The sequence below is a fragment of the Pseudomonadota bacterium genome, from assembly GCA_013285465.1.
Lineage (GTDB): Bacteria > Pseudomonadota > Alphaproteobacteria > Micavibrionales > CSBR16-224 > CSBR16-224.
Window position 1 is genome coordinate 867048 of the sequence record CP053449.1, and the last position, 24922, is coordinate 891969.

Sequence of the window (24922 nt, forward strand, 5' to 3'; positions counted from 1 at the left end):
TTTATGTCGCCGCCGGTGCGGCACTCATATAGGTTTTACGGTGATTATTTGCCGCAAAGACCAGCAAGGCAATCGCCACAACCAGATAAACGGCAAAGCCGCCCGCAATGGCGGCAACGGAAATGCCGTGGTCAATCATAATGCCCATGGCCGGCGGCGTCAGGGAGGTAATGAACACCATAATCGCCATGATCCCTGCACGGATCGCACCCAGATGTTTTGTGCCGTACAGGTCAGGCCATAACACGCCGTAAACGCCGACCGTGCCGCCATTGGACAAACCGTGCAGCAACATAAAGACCAGCGCGGTAATAGGCGGGGTAAAGGAGAAGAGGGCGATCATCCCCAGCACCATCGGCATCAGGTAAAAGGGCAGGATTTTAAAAAATCCGAAACGGTCGACAAGCGACCCCGAAACAATCGAGCCGACAACGCCCGCAACGGCAAAAGCGCTAAAGGTCAGCGCGAACCATGCCGCACTCCAGCCTTTTTCTGCAACCAGTACGGCCTGATGAAAAAAGATTCCCGTGGAAATCAGGGCGGGGGCGGTAATGGCGGGCAGCAACAGATAAAACCGCCAATCCGACAAAACCTGTTTCCGCGTCCAGTGCTTCACACGGCGTTTTTTCGGCGCATCGGGGCTTGCCGCTTCCGCTTCGTCTTCCGCCAGCGCGGCAGCCTCTTCGGCGGCAAGGCGGATTGTATAGGCATCATGCCGTTCCTTATGATTGCGCAACAGCCAAAGCAGCCAGGGCAGCACGGCCAGCAAAACAAAAATACCGATACCGGTCCAGCTTTGCCGCCAGCCGAATTCGGTAATCAGAATAACGGCAGGAACAGGCATTAAAACTTCACTGAGCTGATGCCCCGTTGCGGAAATGCCGGAGGCCTTGCCGCGGTGGTCGGGCAGATAACGCGCCATGCTGGTCATGGTCGTGTGTCCCATCAAGCCCTGTCCCGTCATGCGCAGCATATAGATCGCCAGCGTCAAACCAAACAATGTTGCGGCGGCGCTCATCAAAAAACAGGCGGCCACCATGCCCAGACAAATCAGACTGGCATAAAGCCGCAGATCAACATGGTCGATCATTTTTCCCAGCCAGATAATCGACACGGCGGAGGCAAAAGTCCCCACGGAATACAACGTCCCGAAACCGCCATGTGACAAGCCGAATTCATCCCTGATTTCCGCGCCGAAGATTGAAATAAAGAATGTCTGTCCAAAGCCGGACAGGCATGTAAAAGACAGGCCGAAAATCAGCAGGCGCCATTCGGCGCGCAGCAGACGAAAATATGACATGAGCCACCCCTTGGAAAGAAACTGCGGCATTATCCTATGATATGTGCCGCCCGCTGACAACGGCAAGATACGGCCTCCGGCAAAAAAATGTCGTGAACATTAAAAAGTGTTTTAAAACAAAATTTTAGCAAGATAAAAACGTCTTCTCAATTGACAGAATCAAGCCTGCTCCTGTATAATATAAGGATTAAAACAGGATTGAGGACGGAATGGCAAAAAAAACGGAAGACCCTTTCCAGGCCGGTATCGGCGGCAGAAACCCGGATGAGTTTCTGAAAGCACCGCCAAGCTATGCCGATGCGGATGAAGGCGGTAAAAAAAGCAAAGACATTCCGCCGCAGGGTAAGAAATATCCGCGTGTCTCCATTCAGGGTGCCGGTATTCTCAGCCGTCTCAGCTATCGGCAGATGCTTGGTGTCTTGATTGCAACAGGTGTTTTGGGCTTCGGCTATGCCGTTTACAATGACCTTGATAACCGTGAAAACCCGCCCAGCGCCGATCTGACGGAGCTGACGGAACGTGCGGTGACGAAATTCTCGCCATTGATGCAGGGATACGAAAAACATGACTCGTTTTTCGAACGCTCGCCGCATCTGGCGGAGCGGGCAGGGCACCGTTCGGTTTTTGCTACACCGGAAAGCCTGAATGACTTTTGCAGCGATGTCGAAGATTACATCAAGGATAAATATATCGGTAAGGACGGTATTGCCGATGTCACATGCAGCGCGACGGAAATTAAAATAACGACCGATGACGGCACTGTTGTGACCGCAACACCGAAAGGCACAAGCATCAGCGGACCGGGGGCAAGTCTCAGTGCGGATTTCCGTGCCGTGGTCGATCACGCCATCCGTACACATTCCACAGCCGATGATTTTTTTGCCGAAACCGGTTTTACAACACCTTTCTATACGGGCAAGGATGGTGATACGGTCTGCAATAATATTATCAACGAGATTAATCAGCGCTTTGCCGAAGAGGTCAAATCATCGCAATGCGACCCCTATACAATGCGCTTCACTTCGGAGAGCGGTGAAACAATCACCGCCACACCCTATCGGGGTATTACCGTAAAAACGGACAGACCGCCGCCGAAAAAGCCCGGTTCTTAAAAAATAACATCCATAAAAAAACGGCGGTATTTTTATACCGCCGCTTTCATATTCGGAAACCGCAAATCTTAATAGCGGTAATGTTCCGGCTTATACGGACCTTGCTCTTCCATGCCGAGATATTCGGCCTGTTTTTTGCTCAGCTTGGTCAGTTTGGCGCCGATTTTTTCAAGATGCAGCGCAGCAACTTTCTCGTCCAGATGTTTGGGCAGGACATAGACTTTGTTCTCATATGCATTGTGGTTGTCCCACAGTTCCAGCTGCGCCAGCACCTGGTTGGTGAAAGAGGCGCTCATGACAAAGCTCGGATGGCCTGTTGCACAACCCAGATTAACCAGACGGCCTTCTGCCAGAACAATCAGGCGCTTGCCGTCGGGGAAGACGATCTCGTCCACCTGCGGTTTGACATTTTCCCATTTGTGATTGCGCAGGGCTTCGATCTGGATTTCGCTGTCGAAATGGCCGATATTGCAAACAATGGCACGGTCTTTCATTGCGCGCATATGGTCAACGGTGATGACATCGACATTCCCTGTTGCGGTGACGAAAATATCACCGACAGAGGCCACATCATCCATCGTCACAACTTCATAACCTTCCATCGCGGCCTGCAAAGCGCAGATTGGGTCGATTTCCGTGACCAGAACGCGTGCGCCCTGATTACGCAGAGAAGCTGCGGAACCTTTACCGACATCACCGTAACCGCAAACAACCGCAACTTTACCGGCGATCATCACATCGGTGGCGCGTTTGATACCGTCAACGAGGCTTTCGCGGCAGCCATAAAGGTTATCGAATTTCGATTTGGTGACGCTGTCATTGACATTGATGGCCGGAACTTTCAGCGTGCCTTTTTTCGCCATTTCGTAAAGGCGGTGAACGCCTGTTGTCGTTTCCTCGGACAGACCTTTGACGTCATTCAGCAGTTCGGGATATTTGTCATGCATCAGCAGGGTCAGATCGCCACCGTCATCAAGGATAAGATTCGGTGTCCAGCCATTCGGCCCCGTGATGGTTTGTTCGATGCACCACCAGAATTCCTCGTCATCCATGCCTTTCCATGCAAAAACCGGAACGCCCGATGCCGCAATGGCAGAGGCCGCGTGATCCTGTGTGGAAAAGATGTTGCAGGACGACCAGCGCACTTCCGCGCCCAGTGCCGTCAGGGTTTCGATCAGTACAGCCGTTTGAATGGTCATATGCAGGCAGCCTGCGATACGTGCGCCTTTCAGCGGTTGCTTGTCGCCATATTCTTCGCGCAGCGCCATCAGGCCCGGCATCTCCGTTTCGGCGATTGCGATTTCCTTGCGGCCCCAATCTGCCAGCGACAGATCTTTTACTTTGTAATCGCCGTCAACAGTTGCCAGTTTTTCAGCCATCGTCATGTGATACTCCTCAAATTTAAATCCGTGTAAATTAAGCGTTAAAAGCACTGGCAATCTGCCCTTTTTTGCCCGTTCTGTCAACAATTGCGTACCAACGCCGCACGGAATGTACCGCTTTTGGATTTACTCTGACCCCTTTGCTCAGTTCAGGCCTTGATAACATCAAAAAATGCTATAGTTTAAAAAAGTAAAGGTGGTCCCATAAAATCGGCTTTCATAGAAAAATGGAAGCGACCAGATGCATAGCTAATCAATTGATAGGGCTGACATAGCATGATTGAAAGGTCATATTATCAGAGTGAGCTGATAAAGTTTCTTACTGATAGTAAGGATCAAATTCTTGGTGAAATGGCTAGTAATCACCATTTTGCTCTCGACATCATGCAAAGAAATGCTTGGGTTGAACAAATTGATAACCTGAAAGAGCAGTTGTGCAATTTCCAGAATGGAAAAATTTTCTTTGAATTTGCTATTCCCAGAATGGGAAAACGTGTTGATGTTTTGTTATTAATTCATGGCGTGGTTTTTGTTCTCGAGTATAAAGCTGGGGCTAAGAAGCATGAGAGATATGCAACGGACCAGACATTAGATTATGCCCTTGATCTAAAAAACTTCCATGAGGGGAGTCACGATAAATACATTGTTCCGATCTTACTTTCTACTAAAGCACAAACTCAAATCAATCAATTTAGCTGGTATAAAGATAAAGTAGCTGCGCCATTGCTATCTAATGGCAATGATTTAGCGGATATAATTATGAGGACGGTCGCCAGTATTCAACAATTAAAATCTGAGAACACTCAAACTTATGGGTTCTCTGATACAGAGCAAGAAAGTTCTAACGATAAAAAATGGGCTGACAGCGGTTACAAGCCAACTCCAACGATTGTAGAAGCAGCGCAGGCGCTTTACCAGGGGCATTCGGTCGAGGAAATTTCTCGCTCTGATGCCAGCGCTCAAAACCTTACACACACAGCCGATTGCATTTCTGAAATTATTGAACATTCAAAAGTAAATGGCAGAAAATCTATTTGTTTTGTAACGGGAGTGCCAGGTGCGGGTAAAACTCTGGCGGGCTTGAATATATCTACGCGTAAGCCGGATCATTCAGAAGACCATGCCGTATTCTTATCCGGTAATGGACCATTGGTCGCTGTTTTAAGGGAAGCTTTAGCACGGGACGAAGTTACGCGGGCAAAAGCACAAGGAGAAAAATTATCTAAGAAAGAAGCGATACAGAAGGTCAGCGCTTTTATTCAGAACATTCATCATTTTAGGGATGAAGGCGTTAGATCGCCAGAGCCCCCTACAGAGCACGTAGTGGTTTTTGACGAAGCGCAAAGAGCATGGAGCCAAGCGCAAGCGCAAAAATTCATGGAAAGCAAAAAAGGCGTACTTAACTTTAATATGTCTGAGCCAGAGTTTTTAATCAGTGTAATGGACAGGCGGCAAGACTGGTGCACGATTGTTTGTCTCATTGGCGGCGGCCAAGAAATCAATACAGGCGAGGCTGGCCTTATAGAATGGTTTGACGCTCTTAAAAAACGTTTTCAGCATTGGGATGTTTATCACTCGGAGCAGCTTACGGATAAAAACTATAGCTGGGGACAGGATTTAGGCGCCAAGCTCTCAGAACTCCATACCCAAGAAAAAAAAGCCTTACACTTAGCTGTCTCTATTCGTTCTTACCGCGCTGAGAAGCTTTCCGATTTTGTTGGTAGTATTATTGATGGAGACTCTGGGCAGGCAAGAGAGATATACGAACACCTTGAAAAATATCCAATAGCCCTCACAAGAGATATTAATAAGGCTAGAGAGTGGTTGCGAGAACATGCGAGAGGAACAGAACATTTTGGACTCGTTGCGTATTCTGGGGCTATTAGGCTTAAGCCAGAGGGGATAAACGTAAAAGCTCAGATAGACCCGGTCAATTGGTTTCTAAATGACAAAGAAGATATTCGTTCTTCTTATTATCTAGAAGATGTTGCTACAGAATTTGATATTCAAGGATTGGAGCTGGATTGGGTTGGTGTGTGTTGGGATGCCAATCTGCGCCGAGAAGACGACGCATGGGGGCTTTATAACTTTAGTGGTACAAAATGGCAGAATGTTAAGGATGAATATCGAAGGGTTTACCTGGTCAATGCGTATCGAGTTCTTTTAACACGAGCACGACAAGGTATGGTGATTTTTGTGCCCAAAGGGAATGAACAAGACCACACTCGCCCGCCAGAATTTTATAGTGAAACATATAAATATTTGCAAAACTGCGGCTTAAAAGAATTATAATGCCCTGAAAATAAAGCAAAAGGCGGGCTATCTAGGGGGCAAAAAATTTCTTATGCTATAGAGTTATCGGCGCGGGATAGGTTTTATCTTGTGCCGTCCTTCTCATAAAAATAAAATGCGCTACTTGAGGCAAAAAAAACGGGCGGTAAAAACCGGCCCGTTTCTCTTAATTCATGTAAAGAAGGCTGTAATTATGCAGCTTCTTTCAGGTTGCAAGCAGCTTGCTTACCTTTTTCTTCTTTTACATCGTATTCGATCTTTTGGCCTTCGTTCAAGCCGCGCAGACCGGCCTGTTCAACAGCACTGATGTGAACAAACACGTCACTGCCGCCGTCAGACGGTTCGATGAAACCAAAACCCTTTGTCGGGTTAAACCATTTTACTGTACCGGTTGCCATGAGATATCTCCTTTATGCAAGTATCGGTATTCTACTCAGTCGCAACCTCGCGACTGATTTCTCATCTGATAAAGGCTTACGCCATTTACCCTTCATGAAACCGAACTACTTGATAGAAAGGATCAGGGGTATCGTATAGCTTTATAATCAAACTTATGTCCAATAAGCATGTTTTTGCGCCAAGGTCAATGAAAAACACCGTTATGCAGAAAAAATAATGCCGTCGGCATAAAGCGCATATTTTCTTTACGGCGGAAATATCTGCCCGATTAATCCTTTTGCGGGGGGCGCGTAAGCACTTGTCTTGTGCGGGCAAAAATGGCAGAGTATTGGCAATTTCATCATCTTGCACTTCGTGCGTGGAACAAGCCAAGGAGAATAAAAAATGACAGCAACGGGACGCGACAGCCTGAAAACACGGAAAACACTTGAAGTCGGCGGCAAGGAATATGATTATTTCAGCCTTGAAGCCGCGGCGGAAAAAATCGGCGATATTTCGCGTTTGCCGTTTTCCCTGAAAGTTTTGCTGGAAAATCTGCTGCGTTTTGAAGACGGCCGCACCGTTTCCACCGATGATGTGCAGGCCATGGCCGACTGGCTGAAGGACAAGAAAAACCCGCGCGAAATCGCTTACCGTCCGGCCCGCGTTTTGATGCAGGATTTCACAGGCGTTCCCGCCGTTGTCGATCTGGCCGCCATGCGCGATGCGATGGTGGCGCTGAAAGGCGATCCGGAAAAAATCAATCCGAAAAGCGCGGTTGATCTGGTCATTGACCACTCCGTCATGGTCGACAGTTTCGGCGGGCCGAACTCCTTCCTTGCTAATGTGAAGCGCGAGTTTGAGCGCAATGGCGAACGTTATGAATTCCTGCGCTGGGGTTCCACCGCTTTCCGCAATTTCCGCGTTGTCCCGCCCGGCACAGGCATCTGCCATCAGGTCAATCTGGAATATCTGTCACAAACCGTCTGGACAACGGCGGATGAAAACCGCACCGGACGCACCGTGGCCTATCCCGATACGCTGGTCGGCACGGATAGTCACACGACGATGGTCAACGGCCTTGCCGTTCTCGGCTGGGGCGTCGGCGGTATCGAGGCCGAGGCCGCAATGCTGGGGCAGCCTGTTTCCATGCTGGTTCCCGAAGTCGTCGGGTTTAAACTGACAGGCAGCCTGAAAGAAGGCACAACGGCGACCGATCTGGTTCTGACCGTCACGCAAATGCTGCGCGCCAAAGGCGTTGTCGGCAAATTTGTCGAATTCTTCGGTAATGGCTTGGAGAGTCTCAGCCTTGCCGACCGCGCCACCATCAGTAACATGGCGCCCGAATACGGCGCGACATGCGGCTTCTTCCCGATTGATAAGGAAACGCTGCGTTACCTGCGCTTTACCGGACGCGAAGAACAATCTGTTCTGCTGGTCGAAGCCTATGCGAAGGCGCAAGGCATGTGGCATGATGAAAACACCCCTGATCCCGCCTTTACCGAAACGCTGGAACTGGATATTTCCACCGTCGAACCCTCAATTGCCGGCCCGAAACGCCCGCAGGACCGTATTGTCCTGAGTGATGCCGTCAGCTCATTCGCGAAACTGGAAGAGCAGGATAATCTGGAGAGCGGTAAATCCGTTGCCGTCGAAGGCGAAGGCTACGAACTGCATCACGGCGATGTCGTGATCGCGGCCATTACCAGCTGTACCAATACCTCGAATCCCGGTGTGATGCTGGCGGCCGGTCTGGTGGCGCGTAATGCGCTGGCCAAAGGCCTGACGGTAAAACCCTGGGTTAAAACATCACTGGCACCCGGATCGCAGGTGGTGAGTGACTATCTTGAAAAAGCCGGATTGCAGGATGATCTGGACGGGCTGGGCTTTAACCTTGTCGGTTACGGCTGCACGACCTGTATCGGAAACTCCGGCCCGCTGCATGCGCCGATTGAAGCCGCCATCCAAAAAGGCGATCTGACCGTTGCAGGCGTGTTGTCAGGCAACCGGAACTTTGAGGGGCGTATCCACCCCTTTGTGAAAGCCAATTATCTGGCTTCGCCGCCGCTGGTGGTCGCCTATGCGATTGCCGGTTCACTGAAAGTCGATCTGTATAAAGACCCGCTGGGGCAGGACAAAGACGGCAATGACGTTTATCTGAAAGATATCTGGCCGTCCAATGACGAGCTGCGTCAGGTGCTGGAAACCGCGCTGACGCCGCAAATGTTTGTCGAGCGTTACGGCAATGTGTTCGAAGGGCCGGAAGAATGGCAGGCCGTCAAATCCACAGGCGGCAAGACCTATCAATGGGATGCGACCTCGACCTATGTCCAGAACCCGCCTTATTTTGAAGGTATCAGCATGGATCTTGATAAAATTGAGGATATCAAAGGCGCCTATATGCTGGCAAAGCTGGGTGATTCCGTTACAACGGATCATATCTCGCCCGCCGGTGCGATCAAAGCGAGCAGCCCTGCCGGAAAATATCTGGAAGAACGTCAGGTGCCGGTGCGTGACTTTAACTCTTACGGCTCCCGCCGCGGTAACCATGAAGTCATGATGCGCGGCACCTTTGCCAATGTGCGCATCCGCAACGAGCTGGTTCCCGGCACGGAAGGCGGCGTCACCAAACATATCCCGAGCGGTGCAGAGATGTCGATCTACGATGCCGCTATGAAATATATCGATGACGGTCTGCCGCTGATCGTGATTGCCGGCAAGGAATACGGCACGGGTTCCAGCCGTGACTGGGCGGCGAAAGGCACGCGTCTTCTGGGCGTCAAGGCCGTGATTGCCGAAAGCTTTGAGCGTATTCACCGTTCCAACCTCGTTGGTATGGGCGTTTTGCCGCTGCAATTTAAAGAAGGCGTCACCCGCGACAGCCTCGGCCTGAAAGGTGATGAACGCTTTGACCTGACCGGATTATCTGCGGTGAAACCGCGTGCGGAATTGACGCTGGTCATCAACCGCGCCGACGGCAGCAAGGACGAGGTCAGCGTATTGTGCCGTATTGATACCGAGGACGAGCTGGAGTATTATCGTCACGGTGGTATTCTGCATTGTGTTTTGCGCAGCATGGCTAAGGAAGAAAAAGCAGCCGCATAAAACGGAAAGGTTTTTGTAAATGACCGTATTGAAGAAACTGGCGATGATTGTTGCCCTGACAGCCATGATGCTGCCGCTTGCCGCAGCGGTTCCCGCCAATGCGCCGCCGCCCTCGACGGAGGCAAATGAAGAGATGTGGGGCGATAAACCGTCATCGGATTTGCCGGATTATCTGCGCTTTGGCCAGCAGAGCAATATCAATACTGCGCTGGAGATTCCGCACCGGACAAAAAGCGAAGTCCTGATGTGGTCCGAGCAGACGATTGCCGCGCTGATGTCTTTCGGGGCTTCAAATATTTACGACCATTTTGAAGAGAGCAAACCTCTTTTTGTCGAAAGCGGCTGGAATGACTTTATGAAATACATTAACAGCGCCGGTCTGCAAGACTATGTCCGGGAAAAACGTTATCAGTTGATCACGGTTATTAACGGCCCGACCTATGTCCGCCGTGAAGGACCGCTGGGGGGTATTTACCGTTGGGAAATCGAAGCGCCTTTGCTGTTCAGCTTCTACAAAACGGATGCTTACGGCAATATCGCGGCAGAGACGGAGCCCGATGCTACCGCTGACCTGCAGCTGGTGATCAGCGTTACGCGCGTTCCGGAAGGCGGCGGTGAGGAACAGGTCGCAATCGCCGGCTGGCGTGTGCAGGATGGGCGCAAAAACCGCAAACAAAGAATGCCGTAAAACAACGGATGGTTTCCGCTTTATTTTAAAATTTCAAGGAAGACAAAAGCAATATGACGAAGAAAGACGACAAAAAAAATCCGTGGGGCACGCCGAAGCAAAAGAAAAAAAGCGACCGGAGTGAAAAGAAGGATGATGGCTGGCAGCCGACATCGCGGGACGAAAACGGTAATGTCTTTCGTAATGACAGCCGCTCTTATTCCGGCGGTGATATGGATGATGTCTTCCGCAATGTGCAGGAAAAATTTCAGGGCTTCTCGCCCATGCAGCATAAATCCGGTATTTTTCTGCTGCTTGTTGTTGCGGGATGTATCTGGCTGATGACAGGTTTCTACCGTGTCCAGCCTGCGGAGCATGCCGTGGTTATGACTTTCGGCAAATGGACGCGTACGCAAAGCCATCCGGGTTTGGGATATCATCTGCCCTGGCCGATCGAAACGGTGTCGAAAGTCGATGTCACCTTCGAGCGCCGGATTGAAATCGGCTTCCGCGGCGGCAGTACGCCGGTACGCGGCGCATCTGCGCGCAGCAATGCGGTCAGCGGCGGTGTCAGTATCCAGAGCGAAAGCCTGATGGTGACAGGGGATGAAAATATCATTGATATCAATTTCGTTGTGTTGTGGCGTGTTGCGGATGCCGGAAAATATCTGTTTGAAATCCGTAATCCGGAAGACACGATCAAAAAGGTCGCGGAAAGTGCGATGCGTGAAGTGATCGGACGCACCGAGATTCAACGTGCTCTGGCTGAAGCCCGTGGCGAAATTGAGGCTCTGACGCGTGAATTGATGCAGGCGATGATGGATGAATATGAATCCGGCGTCATGATTAACGAGGTCAAATTGCAGGCCGTGAACCCGCCGGAACAGGTCGTTGAAGCCTTTGATGATGTCTTGCGGGCCCGTGCGGATAAAGATCGTCTGCGGAACGAAGCTGAGGCTTACCGCAACCGGATTATTCCGGAGGCACGCGGTGAATCCGAACGTATTTTGCAACAGGCCGAAGCCTATTTGCAGGAAGTCACGGATAACGCAACCGGTGAGGCGGAGCGCTTCCTGTCGGTTTACAAAGCCTATGCCGCCGCCAAGGATGTGACCAGCAAACGCATGTATCTGGAAACCATGCAGGAAATCATGGGGCGCAGCAAAAAATTCATCATCGGCGGCGAAAATGGCGGCAATGTTCTGCCTTATCTGCCGCTGGATGCTTTGAAGGAAAAACGCTGACCCTAACGCGGGACTTGTCATATTTGCATAAAAGAGCTATATTGCCGCCGCAGAGCCGCTCCGGCATGTGCGATTCGCGCATTTATGATTTGGAACCTTGCGGCATAGTTTTATTGTAGGAATTGAGAAAAGCCTTGGCAAAAACGACGAAAACAAAGACCACCAAAAGCAAAACCACACTCTCGCCCGAAGAGCTGAAAGACCTGATTGTCACAACGCTTGATCAGGACAAGGCAGAGGATATTGTCACGATTGACCTGACCGGCAAAACATCGCTGGCCGATTATATGGTGATTGCTTCGGGGCGTTCGACCCGTCAGGTCGGCGCATTGGCTGAAAAACTGTCCGCACGCATCAAAAAAGAAGATGTCATTCCGCGTATCGAAGGCAAACAAACCGGCAATTGGGTGCTGGTCGATGCCGGTGATGTGATTGTGCATCTGTTCCGTCCGGAAGTCCGCGAATTTTACGCGATTGAGGAAATCTGGAACGTGACATACCCCTCCGACAAAATCCACATTACCTAAAACCGTCTGATGAAAATTGAACTTCTGGCTGTCGGCAAATGCCGCGACCATCCCATCAAAGAGCTGCTTGCCGAATACGGTAAACGCCTGCAATACCCTTTTTCCCTGAAAGAAATCGATGGCGGCAAACGTGCCGGCGCGGCGGATCAGGAGAAATTATTATGCGAGGCTTTGCCGAAAGAGCCGCATTTACTAATCGCGCTGGATGAACGCGGCAAAAGCCTGTCTAGCGAGGATTTCGCCGCACATATCGAAAAATGGCGTGATACAGGGCCCGGTATGCTGGTTTTTTGTATCGGCGGCGCGGATGGGTTTTCGGACGCTTTCAGACAAAAAGCGGATTTTTTGCTGTCCTTCGGAAAACAGACTTGGCCTCACATGCTGGTTCGGGTTATGATGTTAGAACAGTTGTACCGCGCCCAACAAATTCTGGCCGGTCATCCCTACCATCGTTCTTGATCTGACACAGCATTGCTTAAGGCTCTTGAAATCAAATAGACAAAGAAAATATGTGCGCTTTTCGCATCTCGCTTTTTGCGGGACGGGGATTGCTTTATGTCTTTTTTGCGCCGCGCCGCAGGCCGTTGCCGCGCCGCCGGAGATTTCCGTGCTGGAAAAAAACATTGCTGCTGCGCAGCGCGGGATCAGTGAAACGGAAGAGGAACTGTCCTCTTTGAAGCGGCAGCAGGCAAAGCTGAAAAAACAGGCTGTTCCCAAAAACAGGAAAACGGCATCCGCCCCTGATACGAAGGCATTATCGGAGAATATTGCCGATTACACGCGTAATCTGGCTGTTTTGCAGCAGCAGCTTGATGCGGCTTTTCTGGCATTGAGTGATGCGCCTGCGCGCCAAACCATCAGCATGGAAAGCTCGGCGCTTCTGGATGACCCCGATCTGGTCGTCGCCGCCGCGCGGGAGGAATGGCTGGCTCATGCCGTGGCGCAAAATGCCGTTGCCGCCATCCGTGCGGAAAGCACTCATCTGGATGACATGCGCCAAAAACGGCAGGAGGCCGAACAAGCACACCGGAAACAGGCGGATGCGGCACAGGAACACCGGCAGCGTCTTGATAATCTGGCGCACCAGATTTCCGTGACGCAAAAACTGCTTGCCGGACAAAAGCGGGAACTGGCGGCGCAGCGCGATGCGCTGACGCAAGAAAAACAACGCTTTGCCGCACAGAAACCCATGCGTAAACCGACAGCAAAACCAGCTGCGAAACCCGTTACCGTGGCCTCTGCGCAACAAAATCCGCTTTTAAAACAGGCCGCGCTGACAGCGCCTGCCGTAAAACATGCCGTGCCCGGACGTTTTCCGGTCAAAGGCAAGGTCGTGATGAAATTCGGCGATAAGGATGCGCTGGGCGTAAAAAGCAGCGGCATTGTTCTGGAGGCGGCGGAAGGCGAAAATATTGTCCTGCCGCAGGAAGGGGTGATTAAATTCGCCGGTGCCTTCGGCAAGTTCAAACAGCTCTTGATTGTCGAGCATAAGGGCGGGTATCATAGCCTCATCAGCGGCCTTGGCGAGGTGGAAACGAAAATAGGCGAACGCCTTCCGGCAGGCGCGGTTATCGGCCATTTGGCGCAGGCGCAGGCTTATTATGAATTACGCCATAACGGTGTGCCGGTTGATCCGGACAAAGTATCGATGCCTTTTTAGGATTTATTTAGAAAACTGTTCTATGGTTTATAGAATTATCACGGCGGTTTCCCGCATTTAGAGGAGAATGAAGAATATGAAACGAATGCATATGCAACAAACGGCGAAATCGAAAGTTTTGCAGCCTCTGCGTTTTGGCGCGGCGGCTTTCGCACTTGTGCTCGGGCTTGGCCTGGCCGTTCCCTCCGCATTGGTGACATCGGCATCGGCGCAGGATATTGCGCAGAAATCCGGTCGTCAGGCAGGAAAATCCGCTGCCGAGGAAGACCGCAGCAAAAACGATACCTACCGTTATCTGGAGCTGTTCGGCGATGTGTTCGAACGTGTCCGTGCCGAATATGTTGACGAAGTGACGGATAGGGAGCTGATCGAACATGCTTTGAACGGTATGCTGGCCAATCTTGATCCGCATTCCTCCTATCTGAATGAAGAAGAATATAAAGGCATGCAGATTCAGACTTCAGGTGAATTCGGCGGCCTCGGTATTGAGGTCACGATGGAGAACGGTCTTGTGAAAGTCGTCTCGCCGATCGATGACACACCTGCTTTCCGTGCGGGTGTCAAAGCAGGCGATACCATTATCGAAATCGACGGCACACCTGTCATGGGCATGTCATTGTCAGAGGCGGTGCAGAAAATGCGCGGCAAGGTCGGATCGGATATTCATCTAAGCATTATCCGCGAAGGCGTTGCGGAACCGATGAAGTTCAAAATCACGCGCGATACCATTCAGCTGCGCGCCGTGCGTCACCGCACGGAAGGCAATGTCGGTTATATCCGCATCACTACCTTTAACCAGCAGACCTATAAGGGGCTGAAGGACGGTATTGAAGAAATCCAGAAAGAGCTGGGCAATGAGCTGATCGGTTTTGTCATTGATCTGCGCAACAACCCCGGCGGTCTGTTAAATCAGGCGATTGCCGTATCGGATGCCTTCCTTGACAAGGGAGAGATTGTTTCCACACGCGGACGCGCCAAGGAAGATATCCGCCGCGATAACGCAACGGCGGGCGATCTGACGGGCGGTTTGCCGATGGTTGTTCTGGTCAATGGCGGTTCCGCCTCGGCATCCGAGATTGTCGCGGGTGCGTTGCAGGATCATAAACGCGCCGTCATCATGGGAACGAAAAGCTTTGGTAAAGGCTCGGTACAAACCATTCTGGGTCTGCCCGGTCACGGTGCGATGCGTCTGACAACGGCACGTTATTACACACCGTCCGGCCGCTCCATTCAGGCGAAAGGAATTGATCCCGATGTGCTGGTGGAACATGTTGCCGTAACCGAGTTGCGCGATACCGGATATATCCGCGAGGCCGATCTGGAAGGCGCGCTGGATAAAAAGGATGACGGCAAAAAAGGCAAAGGCAAAGATCAGGAGAAAAGCAACGAAACCAAGGTGGAAGATTACCAGCTTGCGCGGGCGCTTGACCTTCTGAAAGGTATTCACATGTATGCGAAAACCATCGAATAGGTTTTGACAAACGGGTTTTCGGAACGAAAGCAGGCAGAGTAAGATATGCGGGAGAAGCTCTCAGGATTTTTACACTCCCATTACGGCCATATTGCCGTGGGTTTCGCCGCTTACTGCCTGTCTATGTTTCTGCTGCTGACGGTTCTGCAAAGCCGGATGCCCGAAGGCGGATTGAACGCGCTGTCGGACAGTCTTGTCATCGGGGTGACGGAAACGGGCGGGGAGACACCTGTCGTTGATGTCACACCGCCTGTTATTCCTGAGCATGATACCGCCACGGTTACGGATCCCGTAACTGACACAGTCCCCGATAAACCGCCTGCAACGGGACGTATTGCTGTCGTGATGGGGGAAATGGGTCTGTCGCGCAGCGTGACCGTACAGGCGCTGGAAGAACTGCCGCCGGAAATCAGTCTGGCTTTTTCACCTTATGCCGAAAATCTGCCGGGGCTGATTTTTCAGGCGAAAAACCAGAACCGCAGCGTTTTGCTGGAAATCCCGATGGAGCCGTACAGCTTTCCCGATGATGATCCGGGGCCTGCGGCTTTGCTGACCCGCAACAGCCATCCGCGCAATCAGGCGGCTCTGGAAGCTAGTCTGCAAAAGGCCGAGGGCATCAGCGGCGTGATGCCCTGGATGGGACAGCGTTTCATGGCGACAGCGGAATATGTTGACCCGCTGATCCGTATGCTGCGTGCAAAAAACCTGTATATGATTGACGGTACAACGCCACGTGATCTGCGGGAGACAGCGCAAAAACCGACACTGGCCGCCACAACGGCACAGCGCTATAAACTGCCTTATCTGGGCGTTGATATTGTGCTGGATGAAACCGCAACGCGGGCGCATATTATGCGGCAGCTGCGCATCGCAGAAGAAGCCGCCCGCGCAACGGACGAACCGGTTATTGCCTTTGCGCAGCCTTACCCCGTAACGGTCGAGGTCTTGCGTGACTGGGAAAAAACCTTGCAAACGCGTAATATAACGCTGGTTCCGGTTGAAAAACTGGCGCGGAGCAAGGTGCAAAACGGAAAGACAAAAGAATGAGTGATCCGCTATACCGTTCCGGTATCGGTCTGATGATCCGCAACCGCGATAACCGGATTTTCATGGGCGAAAGACTGGATAACCCCGGCCATTTTCAGATGCCGCAGGGCGGCATTGATGAAGGAGAAGAACCTGAAGCCACCGTTTTTCGGGAATTATACGAAGAAACGGGTATCCGCAATGCCGGTATTGTCGCGCAGATGAATGAGTGGCTTTATTACGACTTCCCCGAAGATTGGCGCAAGCGCCTGTTTAACGGGCGTTATAAGGGGCAGCGCCAGAAATGGTTTTTGCTGGATTTCACCGGCGAGGACGGTGAAATTGATCTGCAGGCGCATGAAGAGCAGGAATTCAGCAGCTATCAATGGATACTCGCCGAAACCGTTCCCGCACTGGCAATCGACTTCAAAAAAGATACCTATGAGCGCGTGCTGGCCGATTTCCTGCGCCATTTTTAAGCGACGCTTCCTTGTTGACATCAGTGGATAAAAAAAATAGAATAAATACAAGAGGGTGATTGCCTTTTATAATGAAGGATGTACCATCTGTCCCACCTTTGCGAGAAATGGAGAAATGTCCATGGAAGCGTTAAAAAAGACACTTTCTTTTTTTATTCCTGAAGATGTTATTGAAGCAAACCGTCGGCGCTATACGCGTATGAGCGGTGTCGGCATGACCGTTACGGTCGGCGAGACCTATTATGATGTTGAAAACTGGAGCGAAGGCGGATTATTACTGAAATCCGATAATAACAATATTCCCTCATCTAAATATACGGATCTTGAGGTCACGCTGCGCTTTTGCGGCGAAGCCGGTATGGCGACCTTAAAGCATAAAGGGCGCGTCATTCGTCAGGCAGGCGGACGTATCGCGATCGCATTGAATCCCTTTGATGACGGCGATAAGGTTATGTTCGGACGATTGGTCGATTCCGTCCTGACGGAAAGCTTCATCGCTTCACAGCTGAATTGACGCGATTGCCGCATATGAAGTGCATTCATATGTCTTCACCTTTTTTTTAGATATTTTCTGTTATTCTGTTATTATAACGGTAGAGATGTTTTATAAGAAAAAGTGAGGCGGAAGTGGACTATATTGTTGGCGGTTTGTTCATTCTGGCAATGTTGGAGACGGTCCTTTATTTCGTCTATCAACCTGATTTCCCCGATAAGAATGCTTTAACAGTCTATAACCTGACAATGATCGGGCTGATTATCTTTTTAAGCGGCATCTTCTTTCTGTGGATTAAAAACACGTATCAAAACACGATCTATGATGAGTTCTGGTTCTTTTCGGCAACTTGCGGCGCGCTGCTGATCTTTATTGTCCTGACATTAATTGCCTTTATCATCAGATTTTGGATGTTCCGTGTCAAAGCGCAAAACTATTTCACACGGTGGTAAAACAGAGATGACACAAAAAAAAGCCGCAATATCACAAACGGTTAAACAACCGGCAGATCAAGATACAGCCAAAAGCGTGGCCGAGGCCCTGCTGACGACGGGCTGTGTGATGTTTGCCGCCAACGGGCAGGAGCCCTTTACCCTGACATCGGGTGAAAAAAGCCCTGTTTATGTCGATTGCCGCCGCCTTATTTCCTATCCGGTCGAGCGGGCATTGGTGATGCGTCTGGGGTATCTGCATCTGCAACAATCACTGGATGTGCAAAACAGTATTGATTATATCGCCGGCGGTGAAACCGCAGGCATTCCTTACGCCGCATGGCTGGCCGAGGCTCTGGAAAAACCGATGATCTATGTGCGCAAACAACCCAAAGGTTTCGGGCGTATGGCGCAAATAGAAGGCCATTTGCCGGAGGGGAAATCCCCGACTGTGCTGCTGGTCGAGGATATGGCCACCGATGGCGGCAGTAAAATAAGTTTTGCCGATGCGCTGCGTGAGGCCGGCACGCATATCAATCATATTTTCTGCCCGTTTTACTATGATATCTTTCCGCATAGCGAAGATTTGCTGGGCAAGGCGCATCTGACGATTCACTATCTGACGACCTGGGCGGATATTTTGCAGGTGATTGAAGAACAGAAATTATTCCCCGCGGGTGACCTTGATGCGATCAAGATGTTTTTGCGCAGCCCCGAGGAGTGGCGCAAACAACACGGGTAACGGCCCCGTTTTTCTTCCCCGCGGCTTTTCAGCCGCTCTCCCCGACCTCAAGGCGACACCGTGAAAAAGACGAAAGCGCATTTGTGGAAATTTACGGTTCTGCCGCCGCTCTTGTGGCTGTGTTTTTTCGCGCCCGCCGTACTGCGTGAACTGGTGCAGCAGACCCTGGCGGATGCCTATTTGCAGGTGGCCAGCTTTGTGGCGCTGACGCTGCTGATCTTTTATGTGCTCGAGCGCAAATTCCGCGCTAATACCGCAGAATTGTTGAAACGCCATGAAAAATGGCAGGTGCCGATTGCCGCGCTGGTCGGGGCATTGCCCGGATGCGGCGGTGCGATTATCGTTATCACGCAATATGTTCTGGGACGCATCGGTTTCGGGAGCATGGTGGCGGTGCTGACGTCAACAATGGGCGATGCGGCTTTTCTGCTGCTGGCACGCGCACCCGCGACAGCGGCTTGGGTGATGGTGCTCAGCATCATTGCAGGTACTGTGACCGGATTGATTGTCGAGCATATTCACGGCAAAAATTTCATGCGCGCAACGCTGAGCGACTGGAAAAGCTTCCGCATCCGCTGCGGCGAGGTTGTCGGCTATTCCCGGCTTGTCTATTTTCTGTGGTACGGGCTGCTGGTGCCGGGCATTGTTTTCGGTATTGCCGCGGCATTTCAAATTGATGCGGATAGATGGTTTGCCGCATGGGGGGATGTGCCGCTGACGCGCTGGGTCGGCATGACGGGCGCACTTTTCTGTCTGGCCATCTGGGCGGCCTTGCCGGATAAGGGGATTTCCATCATCAATCTGGCGGCACATCCGGCATGCCGCACACATGTAAAAATGCCCAGCCGCGTGATTTTTGAAACGGGCTTTATCACAACATGGGTGATTGCGGCCTTTCTGATTTTTGAACTGACGATTTACGCTACAGGCTTTGATTTGAAAACATTATTCGAACTGGGGGCGCCGTTTGTGCCGCTGGTGGCGATTCTGATCGGCTTTATTCCGGGCTGCGGTCCGCAGATTATCGTGACAACGCTTTATCTGAACGGGCTGATTCCGTTTTCGGCGCAAATCGGCAATGCCATCAGCAATGATGGCGATGCGCTGTTTCCCGCCATTGCTCTGGCACCGAAAACAGCATTACTGGCCACGCTTTATACGGCAATTCCCGCCGTCATTCTGGGATATCTGTTTTATTTTATGGGCTATTAAAGCTTACGGCGCACAGGAATTTTCACCGCAGTAAAGCTGGTGCAGTACGCCGATCAGCGTCCGCACATCATCCGATTTCAGACGGTAATAAACATGCTGTCCTTCCTTGCGGGCTTCGATCAGCCCTTCATCCCGCAATTTGCGCAGATATTGCGAGGTTTGCGACTGGCTGGAAAGCGTGCTTTCCTGTTCGACGATATCGCCCGCATTCATTTCACCGTTTTCAATCAGATTGCACAATATGCTCAGCCGCACCGGATGGCCGAGCGTTTTCAGCATATGGAGCGCTTTTTCCATGTCTTGATGTTTTGCCATTACTCTCCTGTTTCCGCCTTTTTTATTAAAAAAAGTTAATTTATATTAGTGTAATATGAAAGCGGATTGTTTTCAAGCCCTGAGGCGTTTTTTAAGGCAGGGTGGTTCTTTAAGGAGATTTGATTTTTTTAAACACGGCAAGGGAGCGGTCTTTCATCAGATGCGTGTCATGGATATTCAGATCGCTGCCTTCTTTCAGCGACGGCTCCGCCGTATCCAGAATGCGCTGCCATTTTTCGCCATGCGGCAGTTTGGGCAGGGTGAATTTTTCATCCCGTGCCTGCGCATTGAACAGCAATAGTAATTTGTCGCCGCGCTTGCGGGCGCGCTTGGACGGGGAGGCTTTTTCGTTCAGCACAACGCCAAAGCTTTTGGCATGATACCAATCCGGGTCATTCATCTGCCTGCCATCGGGCTTCACCCATTTCAAATCGCTGTTGCCGTTTTTATCAAGATGGTTGCCATGCATGAAATAATTGGTATTCAACACAGGATGTTTTTTGCGGATATCGCTGAGGTTTTCAACGAATTGCTGCATAATGTCGTCTTTTGCGGTGCGGGATTCATGGTTCAGCCAGCCGGTTTCGTTATCCTGACAATAGGCGTTGTTATTGCCGTTCTGGCTGTTGCCGAATTCATCGCCGCCCAGCATCATCGGCGTGCCTTGCGCCAGAAACAGGCTGGCGAGCATGTTGCGTTTTTGTCTCTCGCGGGTCTCGATAATGCCTGCGTCTTTGGTTTTGCCTTCTGCGCCGTAACCTGTGCTGTAATTTTCATTATGGCCGTCACGGTTATTTTCGCCATTGGCCTCGTTATGTTTGCTGCTATAGCTGACGGTATCTTCCAGCGTAAAACCGTCATGGGCGCTGATGAAATTGATTGTGTCTTGCGGTTTGCGCCCGTTATGGTCAAAGGCGCGGCTGGAACCTGTCATCGCATGGGCGAAATCGCCTGCCGCATAATCATCGCCGCGCCAGAAACGGCGTACGGAATCGCGGAAATTGTCATTCCATTCCTTACAGCCTGCGGGAAAATTACCCAGCTGATAACCGCCGTAACCGACATCCCAAGGCTCGGCGATCATTTTTGCTTTGGACAAGACGGGGTCTTTGGCAATCTCTTCAAACAGCGGCGCGGTTTTGCTATAGCCCGTGCCGTCACGTCCCAAAGCGGGGGCAAGATCAAAACGGAAACCGTCCACGCCGCATTCCTCGATCCAGTAACGCAGGGAATCCAGCACCATTTTCAACACTTCGGGATGCGTAATATCCAGCGTATTGCCGCAGCCCGTCACATCTTCATATTTTCCGCGGTTTTGCGGGTCGAATTTGTAATAGCTTTTATTGTCCAGCCCGCGAAAACAAAGCGTCGGCCCGTCTTCGGCCTTGCCTTCGCCGGTATGGTTATAGACAACGTCCAGAATAACCTCGATGCCGTTTTTATGCAGTTCCCGCACCATTTCCTTGAATTCCGTCAGGGCGGATTTTTGATCCTGCGCGTAAGACGGCTCGGGCGCAAAAAATCCGACCGTGTTATAGCCCCAGTAATTGCTTTTGCCCAGTTTCTCCAGATGGGTTTCATCGGCATGGGCATGTACAGGTAGCAATTCAACAGCGGTAATCCCCAGTTTTTTGTAATGCGCGATCATCTCGGGCGCTGCGACTCCGGCGTAAACACCGCGCTTATCCGCGTCAATAGCGGGATGGGTTTTGGTCAGTCCTTTCGGATGCGCTTCGTAAATCACGGTTTTGTGCCAGGGTGTTTGCGGCTTTTTTGCGCCCTGCCAGTCGAATGAGGTATCGGCAACACGTGATTTCGGCACATCACTCTGTGTTTGCGGCGGCAGAATATCTTTGGCGTAAGGGTCCAACAGCAGTTGGTCGCTATTGAAGCGGTGTCCTTCATGCGGTGCGTCCGGTCCGTGAGCGCGGTATCCGTAGACCTGTCCCGGTTTTAATCCTTCAATATAGGTATGAAAAACATCCCCTGTTTTTTCGGTCAGCGTAATGCGCGCGATTTCGGTGGTGCCGCTGTCATCATACAGGCAGAGTTCGATCTTTTCGGCATGGGCGGAAAAAACGGCGAAATTGACACCCTGTCCGTCCCAGCTTGCGCCGCGCGGGATCAGGCAGGCCTTTTTTTATCCTGTCTTGGTGTTTCTCTCCTGTCATGGGCATAATATTGCCGATTTCAGGTGCTGTGCGCAAGAAAAATCGGGAAAATGCGTCTATGGGCCGGCGGGGCGTTGCGGGGCGCAGCGTTTGTAACGATGCTCTTGCTCCTCAGGAATACGCGTCCATGTGTCGCGCTCGCTAATCCATAATTTGCTTATTTTAATGGCGGCGGTATCGTCGTCTTTCAGCTCCAATGTCATATTCGCCCAGAAGCCTTTTCCGGTCAGATGCACGCGGCCTTTGTGTTTTTGCGGGTTTTCGGACTCTTGTTCCAGCTCGAATGCGATTTTCTGCCCGCAAAGTTCCAGAATATTGTCGCGGGTCGGTTGTTTGATCTCGCGCTCACGCTTTTCACGGGAAGAGGGGCCGAAATAGTCATAGACTTCGCGCTCGTCTTCGGCAATCCAGTGGATACGCGGGCAAAAATCCCGTTCGTCGCATTCTTCGATCGCCATCACGATATCAAAACGGTTGACCTTCCACAGCCCGACCGGATCAATCTTGGAGACAGGCTCTTCCGCTGCCGCAGATGTGCAGATAGCGGCTGCGGCAAAAGCGAGGCCAAGCGGGCGTATAATTTTGTCGATCATATCCGTCATGAATAAAAACAGCCTTACTTTAACGTTCTTTCAGGGAAAAACTAAGTAGCATATGGCGGAAGAATCTGCAATGATAAAGCCGTTATGAACAGGAAGCCCGACCCAAAAGAAAGCCGCGAGGACGCGATGGATTTTACCATCGCGCATGACCGGGCACGTCTGGCACGCGATGTTTATAAAAAACCGGAATATGCCGATCGCGGCACGGGTGACTGGGAAGAGGTGACCAATGCGGCTGCTCTCGGCTATCCAAAACACAGTTCCAGCTTTGCCGCTTCGCTTTATAAACGCGTAGATGAAAAAACGGGCAAGGAAGAATACAGCATAGCCTATCGCGGCATGACCGGGGTGGATGATCTGGATGATGCCGTGATTATGGCGGTGATCGGCTTTCCGAAACAGTTCTACGATGCTTATGAATTCGCGCAAGAGGTTGCGGAAACATATGGTATTGACCTGAGTAAAACGGATTTCACCGGACATTCGATGGGCGGCTATCTGGCGCAGGCGGTCGGCGTGGCCTGTAATGCCGAAAATATCTGGATGTTTAACAGTCCGGCCATGCGTGACAAGGATATGCTGGCCATTCCGGACAAGCTGGCCGTTGTTTTGGGCGAAGACAAAGCCCCGCATGAGGATGATATCGACTATACCCGTCTGGGTGAGCGTATTACCGCCTTCCGCACGCAGAATGATCTGGTCGCCAGATTGCGCAAAAGCCACGGCGCAGTCTTGCAGGGCGGGTTCGAGAAAAAGCCGCATTCCATCGCAACAATGGAAAAACTTCTGGAAGATCAGGCAACAGGCAATGCGGGCGAGGGCAGCCTGTTCAAAAGACAGGAAGAGCCGCAGGAGACAGGGCGCAAGATGATGAGCCTGTTTGTCGAAACGGCGCGTGATCTGCTGGCGCGCCGCCGTCCGCAAAATGATAATGCGCCGCAGAACAAACCCCCGCGCCGCAATCCGCGCAATAACGGCCCGCGCCGCTCTTAGTCAAAACGTTCTTTGAATCCGTACCAAATCAGCGCCAGTCTGGCGAGAATGCCGTCATGTGTTCCCGCACCAGGGATATTTGCAGCCTTAATCTTTGTGCTGAAATGATTATCGTCCAGTTTTCCGGCAATCATATCCGACAGCACGCGTCCGGCCATATGGGTCGGAACAACGCCGTGACCGGAATAGCCATAAGCGTAATAAATTCCGTCTTCCGTACGTCCGATTTCGGGTATCTGGTCTTTGGTCACGCCGAAATAGCCGCCCCACCAATGAGTGATATGCTCGTTTTTCAGATGCGGATAAACCTCCGTCATCCGTTTATAGATTTTCTCGAAAGCGCGGGTTTCGTCCTTTTTGCTGTTCACCAGCGGTGAATCGCCGCCGCCGAAAATCAAACGCCCGTCTGCGGTTTTGGTATAGTAGTTGGTCAGCGCCCGCCATTCAAAAACCGCATGATTGCAGGGCAGGGTCATATTCAGTTTCTCGGCAGATAACACATTGGTTGCCAGCATCGAGGTGCGGAACAGCAGATAACGGCGGCGCAGCTGCGGCAGTAAGGTACCCTGATAGGCATCCCCCGCCGCGACGGTTTTTGCGGCATGGATGCGCCCGTGCGGGGTGATAATCTCGGCTTTGCCGTCATCGAGATTTTTAATGCGCAGGGCAGGGGTTTCCTCGTAAATCACCAGCCCTTTTTCCACGGCAAGATTGGCGATGGAACACAGATATTTCAGCGGATTAAAACGCCCGCCCTGCAAATCGACGGTGCAGCCGTGATAAATATCCGTGCCAAGATGGTCAACCGTGCGGTCATCATCCAGTACCGTCATCGGATAATCATACTGTGTTGTCATGAAGTCGCTGTAACGCTGCATATCCTCATAGCCTTTGGGTGTGACGGCAGCGATGCTGAGTCCCGGTGCGTAATCGCAATCAATATCGTATTTTTCAATCCGCGCCTTGATATCCTCCAGAGCAGCCACGGTGGCAAGAAAGGCGGCGTCGGTAATCTCCGGCCCGTATTTTTTCCGCATATTGCGGATGTCCTGATTGAAACCGGGGATCAGCTGGCCGCTATTGCGTCCCGATGCGCCCCAGCCGATGCGGTGACGTTCGATCAGGACAACCTTGAAACCCTCTTTCAAAAGATGCAGTGCGGTCATGACGCCGGTAAAGCCGCCGCCGATAATGCAGACATCGGTACTGATATCGCCATCCAGCGGCGGATGGTCGGTTTTGTAATGTTCCTGATCTTTATAAAGGCACAAATCGTCGGACAGCAGGCGGTCACGCGGATTGATAAATGTCGCCATAATG

At 51.4% G+C, this 24922-nt stretch carries 22 protein-coding genes and 1 pseudogene; 16 read left to right on the forward strand and 7 right to left on the reverse strand.

Annotated elements, in window-relative coordinates; translation table 11 throughout:
• Position 1: 1 nt before the first annotated feature.
• The gene (locus HND56_04285) at positions 2 to 1300 is read right to left on the reverse strand and encodes an MFS transporter (GenBank protein QKK04957.1); all 1299 of its coding nucleotides are present in this window, start codon (positions 1298 to 1300) and stop codon (positions 2 to 4) included.
• Positions 1301 to 1509: 209 nt separating this feature from the next.
• Between HND56_04285 and HND56_04290 the strand changes: the two genes are divergently transcribed.
• Positions 1510 to 2412, forward strand: a complete 903-nt coding sequence (locus HND56_04290; protein QKK04958.1) for a hypothetical protein — start codon at positions 1510 to 1512, stop codon at positions 2410 to 2412.
• Between the two features lie 68 nt (positions 2413 to 2480).
• Here HND56_04290 and HND56_04295 read toward each other — a convergent pair whose 3' ends face one another.
• The gene (locus HND56_04295) at positions 2481 to 3791 is read right to left on the reverse strand and encodes an adenosylhomocysteinase (protein ID QKK06550.1); all 1311 of its coding nucleotides are present in this window, start codon (positions 3789 to 3791) and stop codon (positions 2481 to 2483) included.
• A gap of 282 nt (positions 3792 to 4073) precedes the next feature.
• Between HND56_04295 and HND56_04300 the strand changes: the two genes are divergently transcribed.
• On the forward strand, positions 4074 to 6086 hold the full coding sequence (locus HND56_04300; GenBank protein QKK06551.1) for a DUF2075 domain-containing protein: 2013 nt from the start codon (positions 4074 to 4076) through the stop codon (positions 6084 to 6086).
• A gap of 191 nt (positions 6087 to 6277) precedes the next feature.
• Here the strand turns inward: HND56_04300 and HND56_04305 are convergent, their stop codons facing one another.
• Complete coding sequence (locus HND56_04305) at positions 6278 to 6484, reverse strand: cold-shock protein (protein QKK04959.1); 207 nt, start codon at positions 6482 to 6484, stop codon at positions 6278 to 6280.
• A 385-nt stretch (positions 6485 to 6869) separates the two neighbouring features.
• On the opposite strand from HND56_04305, the gene acnA reads away from it, so the two are divergent.
• The 13 genes from acnA to HND56_04370 all read left to right on the forward strand — a co-directional run bounded on the left by acnA (position 6870) and on the right by HND56_04370 (position 19521).
• A complete protein-coding gene (acnA, locus tag HND56_04310) occupies positions 6870 to 9569 on the forward strand; it encodes an aconitate hydratase AcnA (GenBank protein ID QKK04960.1) in 2700 nt (899 codons plus the stop codon).
• Between the two features lie 19 nt (positions 9570 to 9588).
• A complete protein-coding gene (locus HND56_04315; protein QKK04961.1) occupies positions 9589 to 10257 on the forward strand; it encodes a DotI/IcmL/TraM family protein in 669 nt (222 codons plus the stop codon).
• 53 nt (positions 10258 to 10310) lie between these two features.
• On the forward strand, positions 10311 to 11480 hold the full coding sequence (hflK, locus tag HND56_04320) for an FtsH protease activity modulator HflK (GenBank protein QKK04962.1): 1170 nt from the start codon (positions 10311 to 10313) through the stop codon (positions 11478 to 11480).
• 134 nt (positions 11481 to 11614) lie between these two features.
• The gene (gene rsfS / locus HND56_04325) at positions 11615 to 12007 is read left to right on the forward strand and encodes a ribosome silencing factor (protein ID QKK04963.1); all 393 of its coding nucleotides are present in this window, start codon (positions 11615 to 11617) and stop codon (positions 12005 to 12007) included.
• A gap of 9 nt (positions 12008 to 12016) precedes the next feature.
• Positions 12017 to 12466: a 23S rRNA (pseudouridine(1915)-N(3))-methyltransferase RlmH gene (locus HND56_04330; GenBank protein ID QKK04964.1), complete on the forward strand. Its 450-nt coding sequence runs from the start codon at positions 12017 to 12019 to the stop codon at positions 12464 to 12466.
• 148 nt (positions 12467 to 12614) lie between these two features.
• Entirely contained in the window at positions 12615 to 13667 is a 1053-nt protein-coding gene (locus HND56_04335) for a peptidoglycan DD-metalloendopeptidase family protein (protein QKK04965.1), read from the forward strand.
• Positions 13668 to 13758: 91 nt separating this feature from the next.
• Positions 13759 to 15138 (forward strand): S41 family peptidase, encoded by a 1380-nt coding sequence (locus HND56_04340; GenBank protein ID QKK06552.1) that lies wholly within the window; start codon positions 13759 to 13761, stop codon positions 15136 to 15138.
• A 45-nt stretch (positions 15139 to 15183) separates the two neighbouring features.
• Positions 15184 to 16185, forward strand: a complete 1002-nt coding sequence (locus HND56_04345; GenBank protein QKK04966.1) for a divergent polysaccharide deacetylase family protein — start codon at positions 15184 to 15186, stop codon at positions 16183 to 16185.
• Entirely contained in the window at positions 16182 to 16643 is a 462-nt protein-coding gene (locus HND56_04350; protein ID QKK04967.1) for an RNA pyrophosphohydrolase, read from the forward strand. The genes HND56_04345 and HND56_04350 overlap by 4 nt, the downstream gene beginning before the upstream one ends.
• 121 nt (positions 16644 to 16764) lie before the next feature.
• On the forward strand, positions 16765 to 17157 hold the full coding sequence (locus tag HND56_04355; GenBank protein ID QKK04968.1) for a hypothetical protein: 393 nt from the start codon (positions 16765 to 16767) through the stop codon (positions 17155 to 17157).
• 113 nt (positions 17158 to 17270) lie between these two features.
• Positions 17271 to 17588 carry a hypothetical protein gene (locus tag HND56_04360; protein QKK04969.1) on the forward strand — a complete coding sequence of 106 codons (318 nt, stop codon included), beginning with the start codon at positions 17271 to 17273 and terminating at the stop codon, positions 17586 to 17588.
• Between the two features lie 7 nt (positions 17589 to 17595).
• Positions 17596 to 18309: an orotate phosphoribosyltransferase gene (locus HND56_04365; GenBank protein ID QKK04970.1), complete on the forward strand. Its 714-nt coding sequence runs from the start codon at positions 17596 to 17598 to the stop codon at positions 18307 to 18309.
• Between the two features lie 60 nt (positions 18310 to 18369).
• Complete coding sequence (locus HND56_04370) at positions 18370 to 19521, forward strand: arsenic efflux protein (protein ID QKK04971.1); 1152 nt, start codon at positions 18370 to 18372, stop codon at positions 19519 to 19521.
• A gap of 3 nt (positions 19522 to 19524) precedes the next feature.
• Here the strand turns inward: HND56_04370 and HND56_04375 are convergent, their stop codons facing one another.
• The 3 genes and pseudogenes from HND56_04375 to HND56_04385 all read right to left on the reverse strand — a co-directional run bounded on the left by HND56_04375 (position 19525) and on the right by HND56_04385 (position 22609).
• Positions 19525 to 19836, reverse strand: coding sequence for a helix-turn-helix transcriptional regulator (locus tag HND56_04375; GenBank protein QKK04972.1), 312 nt, complete (start codon positions 19834 to 19836; stop codon positions 19525 to 19527).
• Positions 19837 to 19945: 109 nt separating this feature from the next.
• Positions 19946 to 22007: pseudogene (gene glgX, locus HND56_04380) on the reverse strand (glycogen debranching protein GlgX).
• 56 nt (positions 22008 to 22063) lie between these two features.
• Positions 22064 to 22609: a hypothetical protein gene (locus HND56_04385; GenBank protein ID QKK04973.1), complete on the reverse strand. Its 546-nt coding sequence runs from the start codon at positions 22607 to 22609 to the stop codon at positions 22064 to 22066.
• An 84-nt stretch (positions 22610 to 22693) separates the two neighbouring features.
• Here HND56_04385 and HND56_04390 point away from each other — a divergent pair, with 84 nt between their 5' ends.
• Positions 22694 to 23602, forward strand: a complete 909-nt coding sequence (locus HND56_04390) for a hypothetical protein (GenBank protein QKK04974.1) — start codon at positions 22694 to 22696, stop codon at positions 23600 to 23602.
• Here HND56_04390 and HND56_04395 read toward each other — a convergent pair.
• The gene (locus tag HND56_04395) at positions 23599 to 24918 is read right to left on the reverse strand and encodes an FAD-binding oxidoreductase (protein ID QKK04975.1); all 1320 of its coding nucleotides are present in this window, start codon (positions 24916 to 24918) and stop codon (positions 23599 to 23601) included. The two genes, HND56_04390 and HND56_04395, sit on opposite strands and share 4 nt — an antisense overlap.
• Positions 24919 to 24922: the final 4 nt, after the last annotated feature.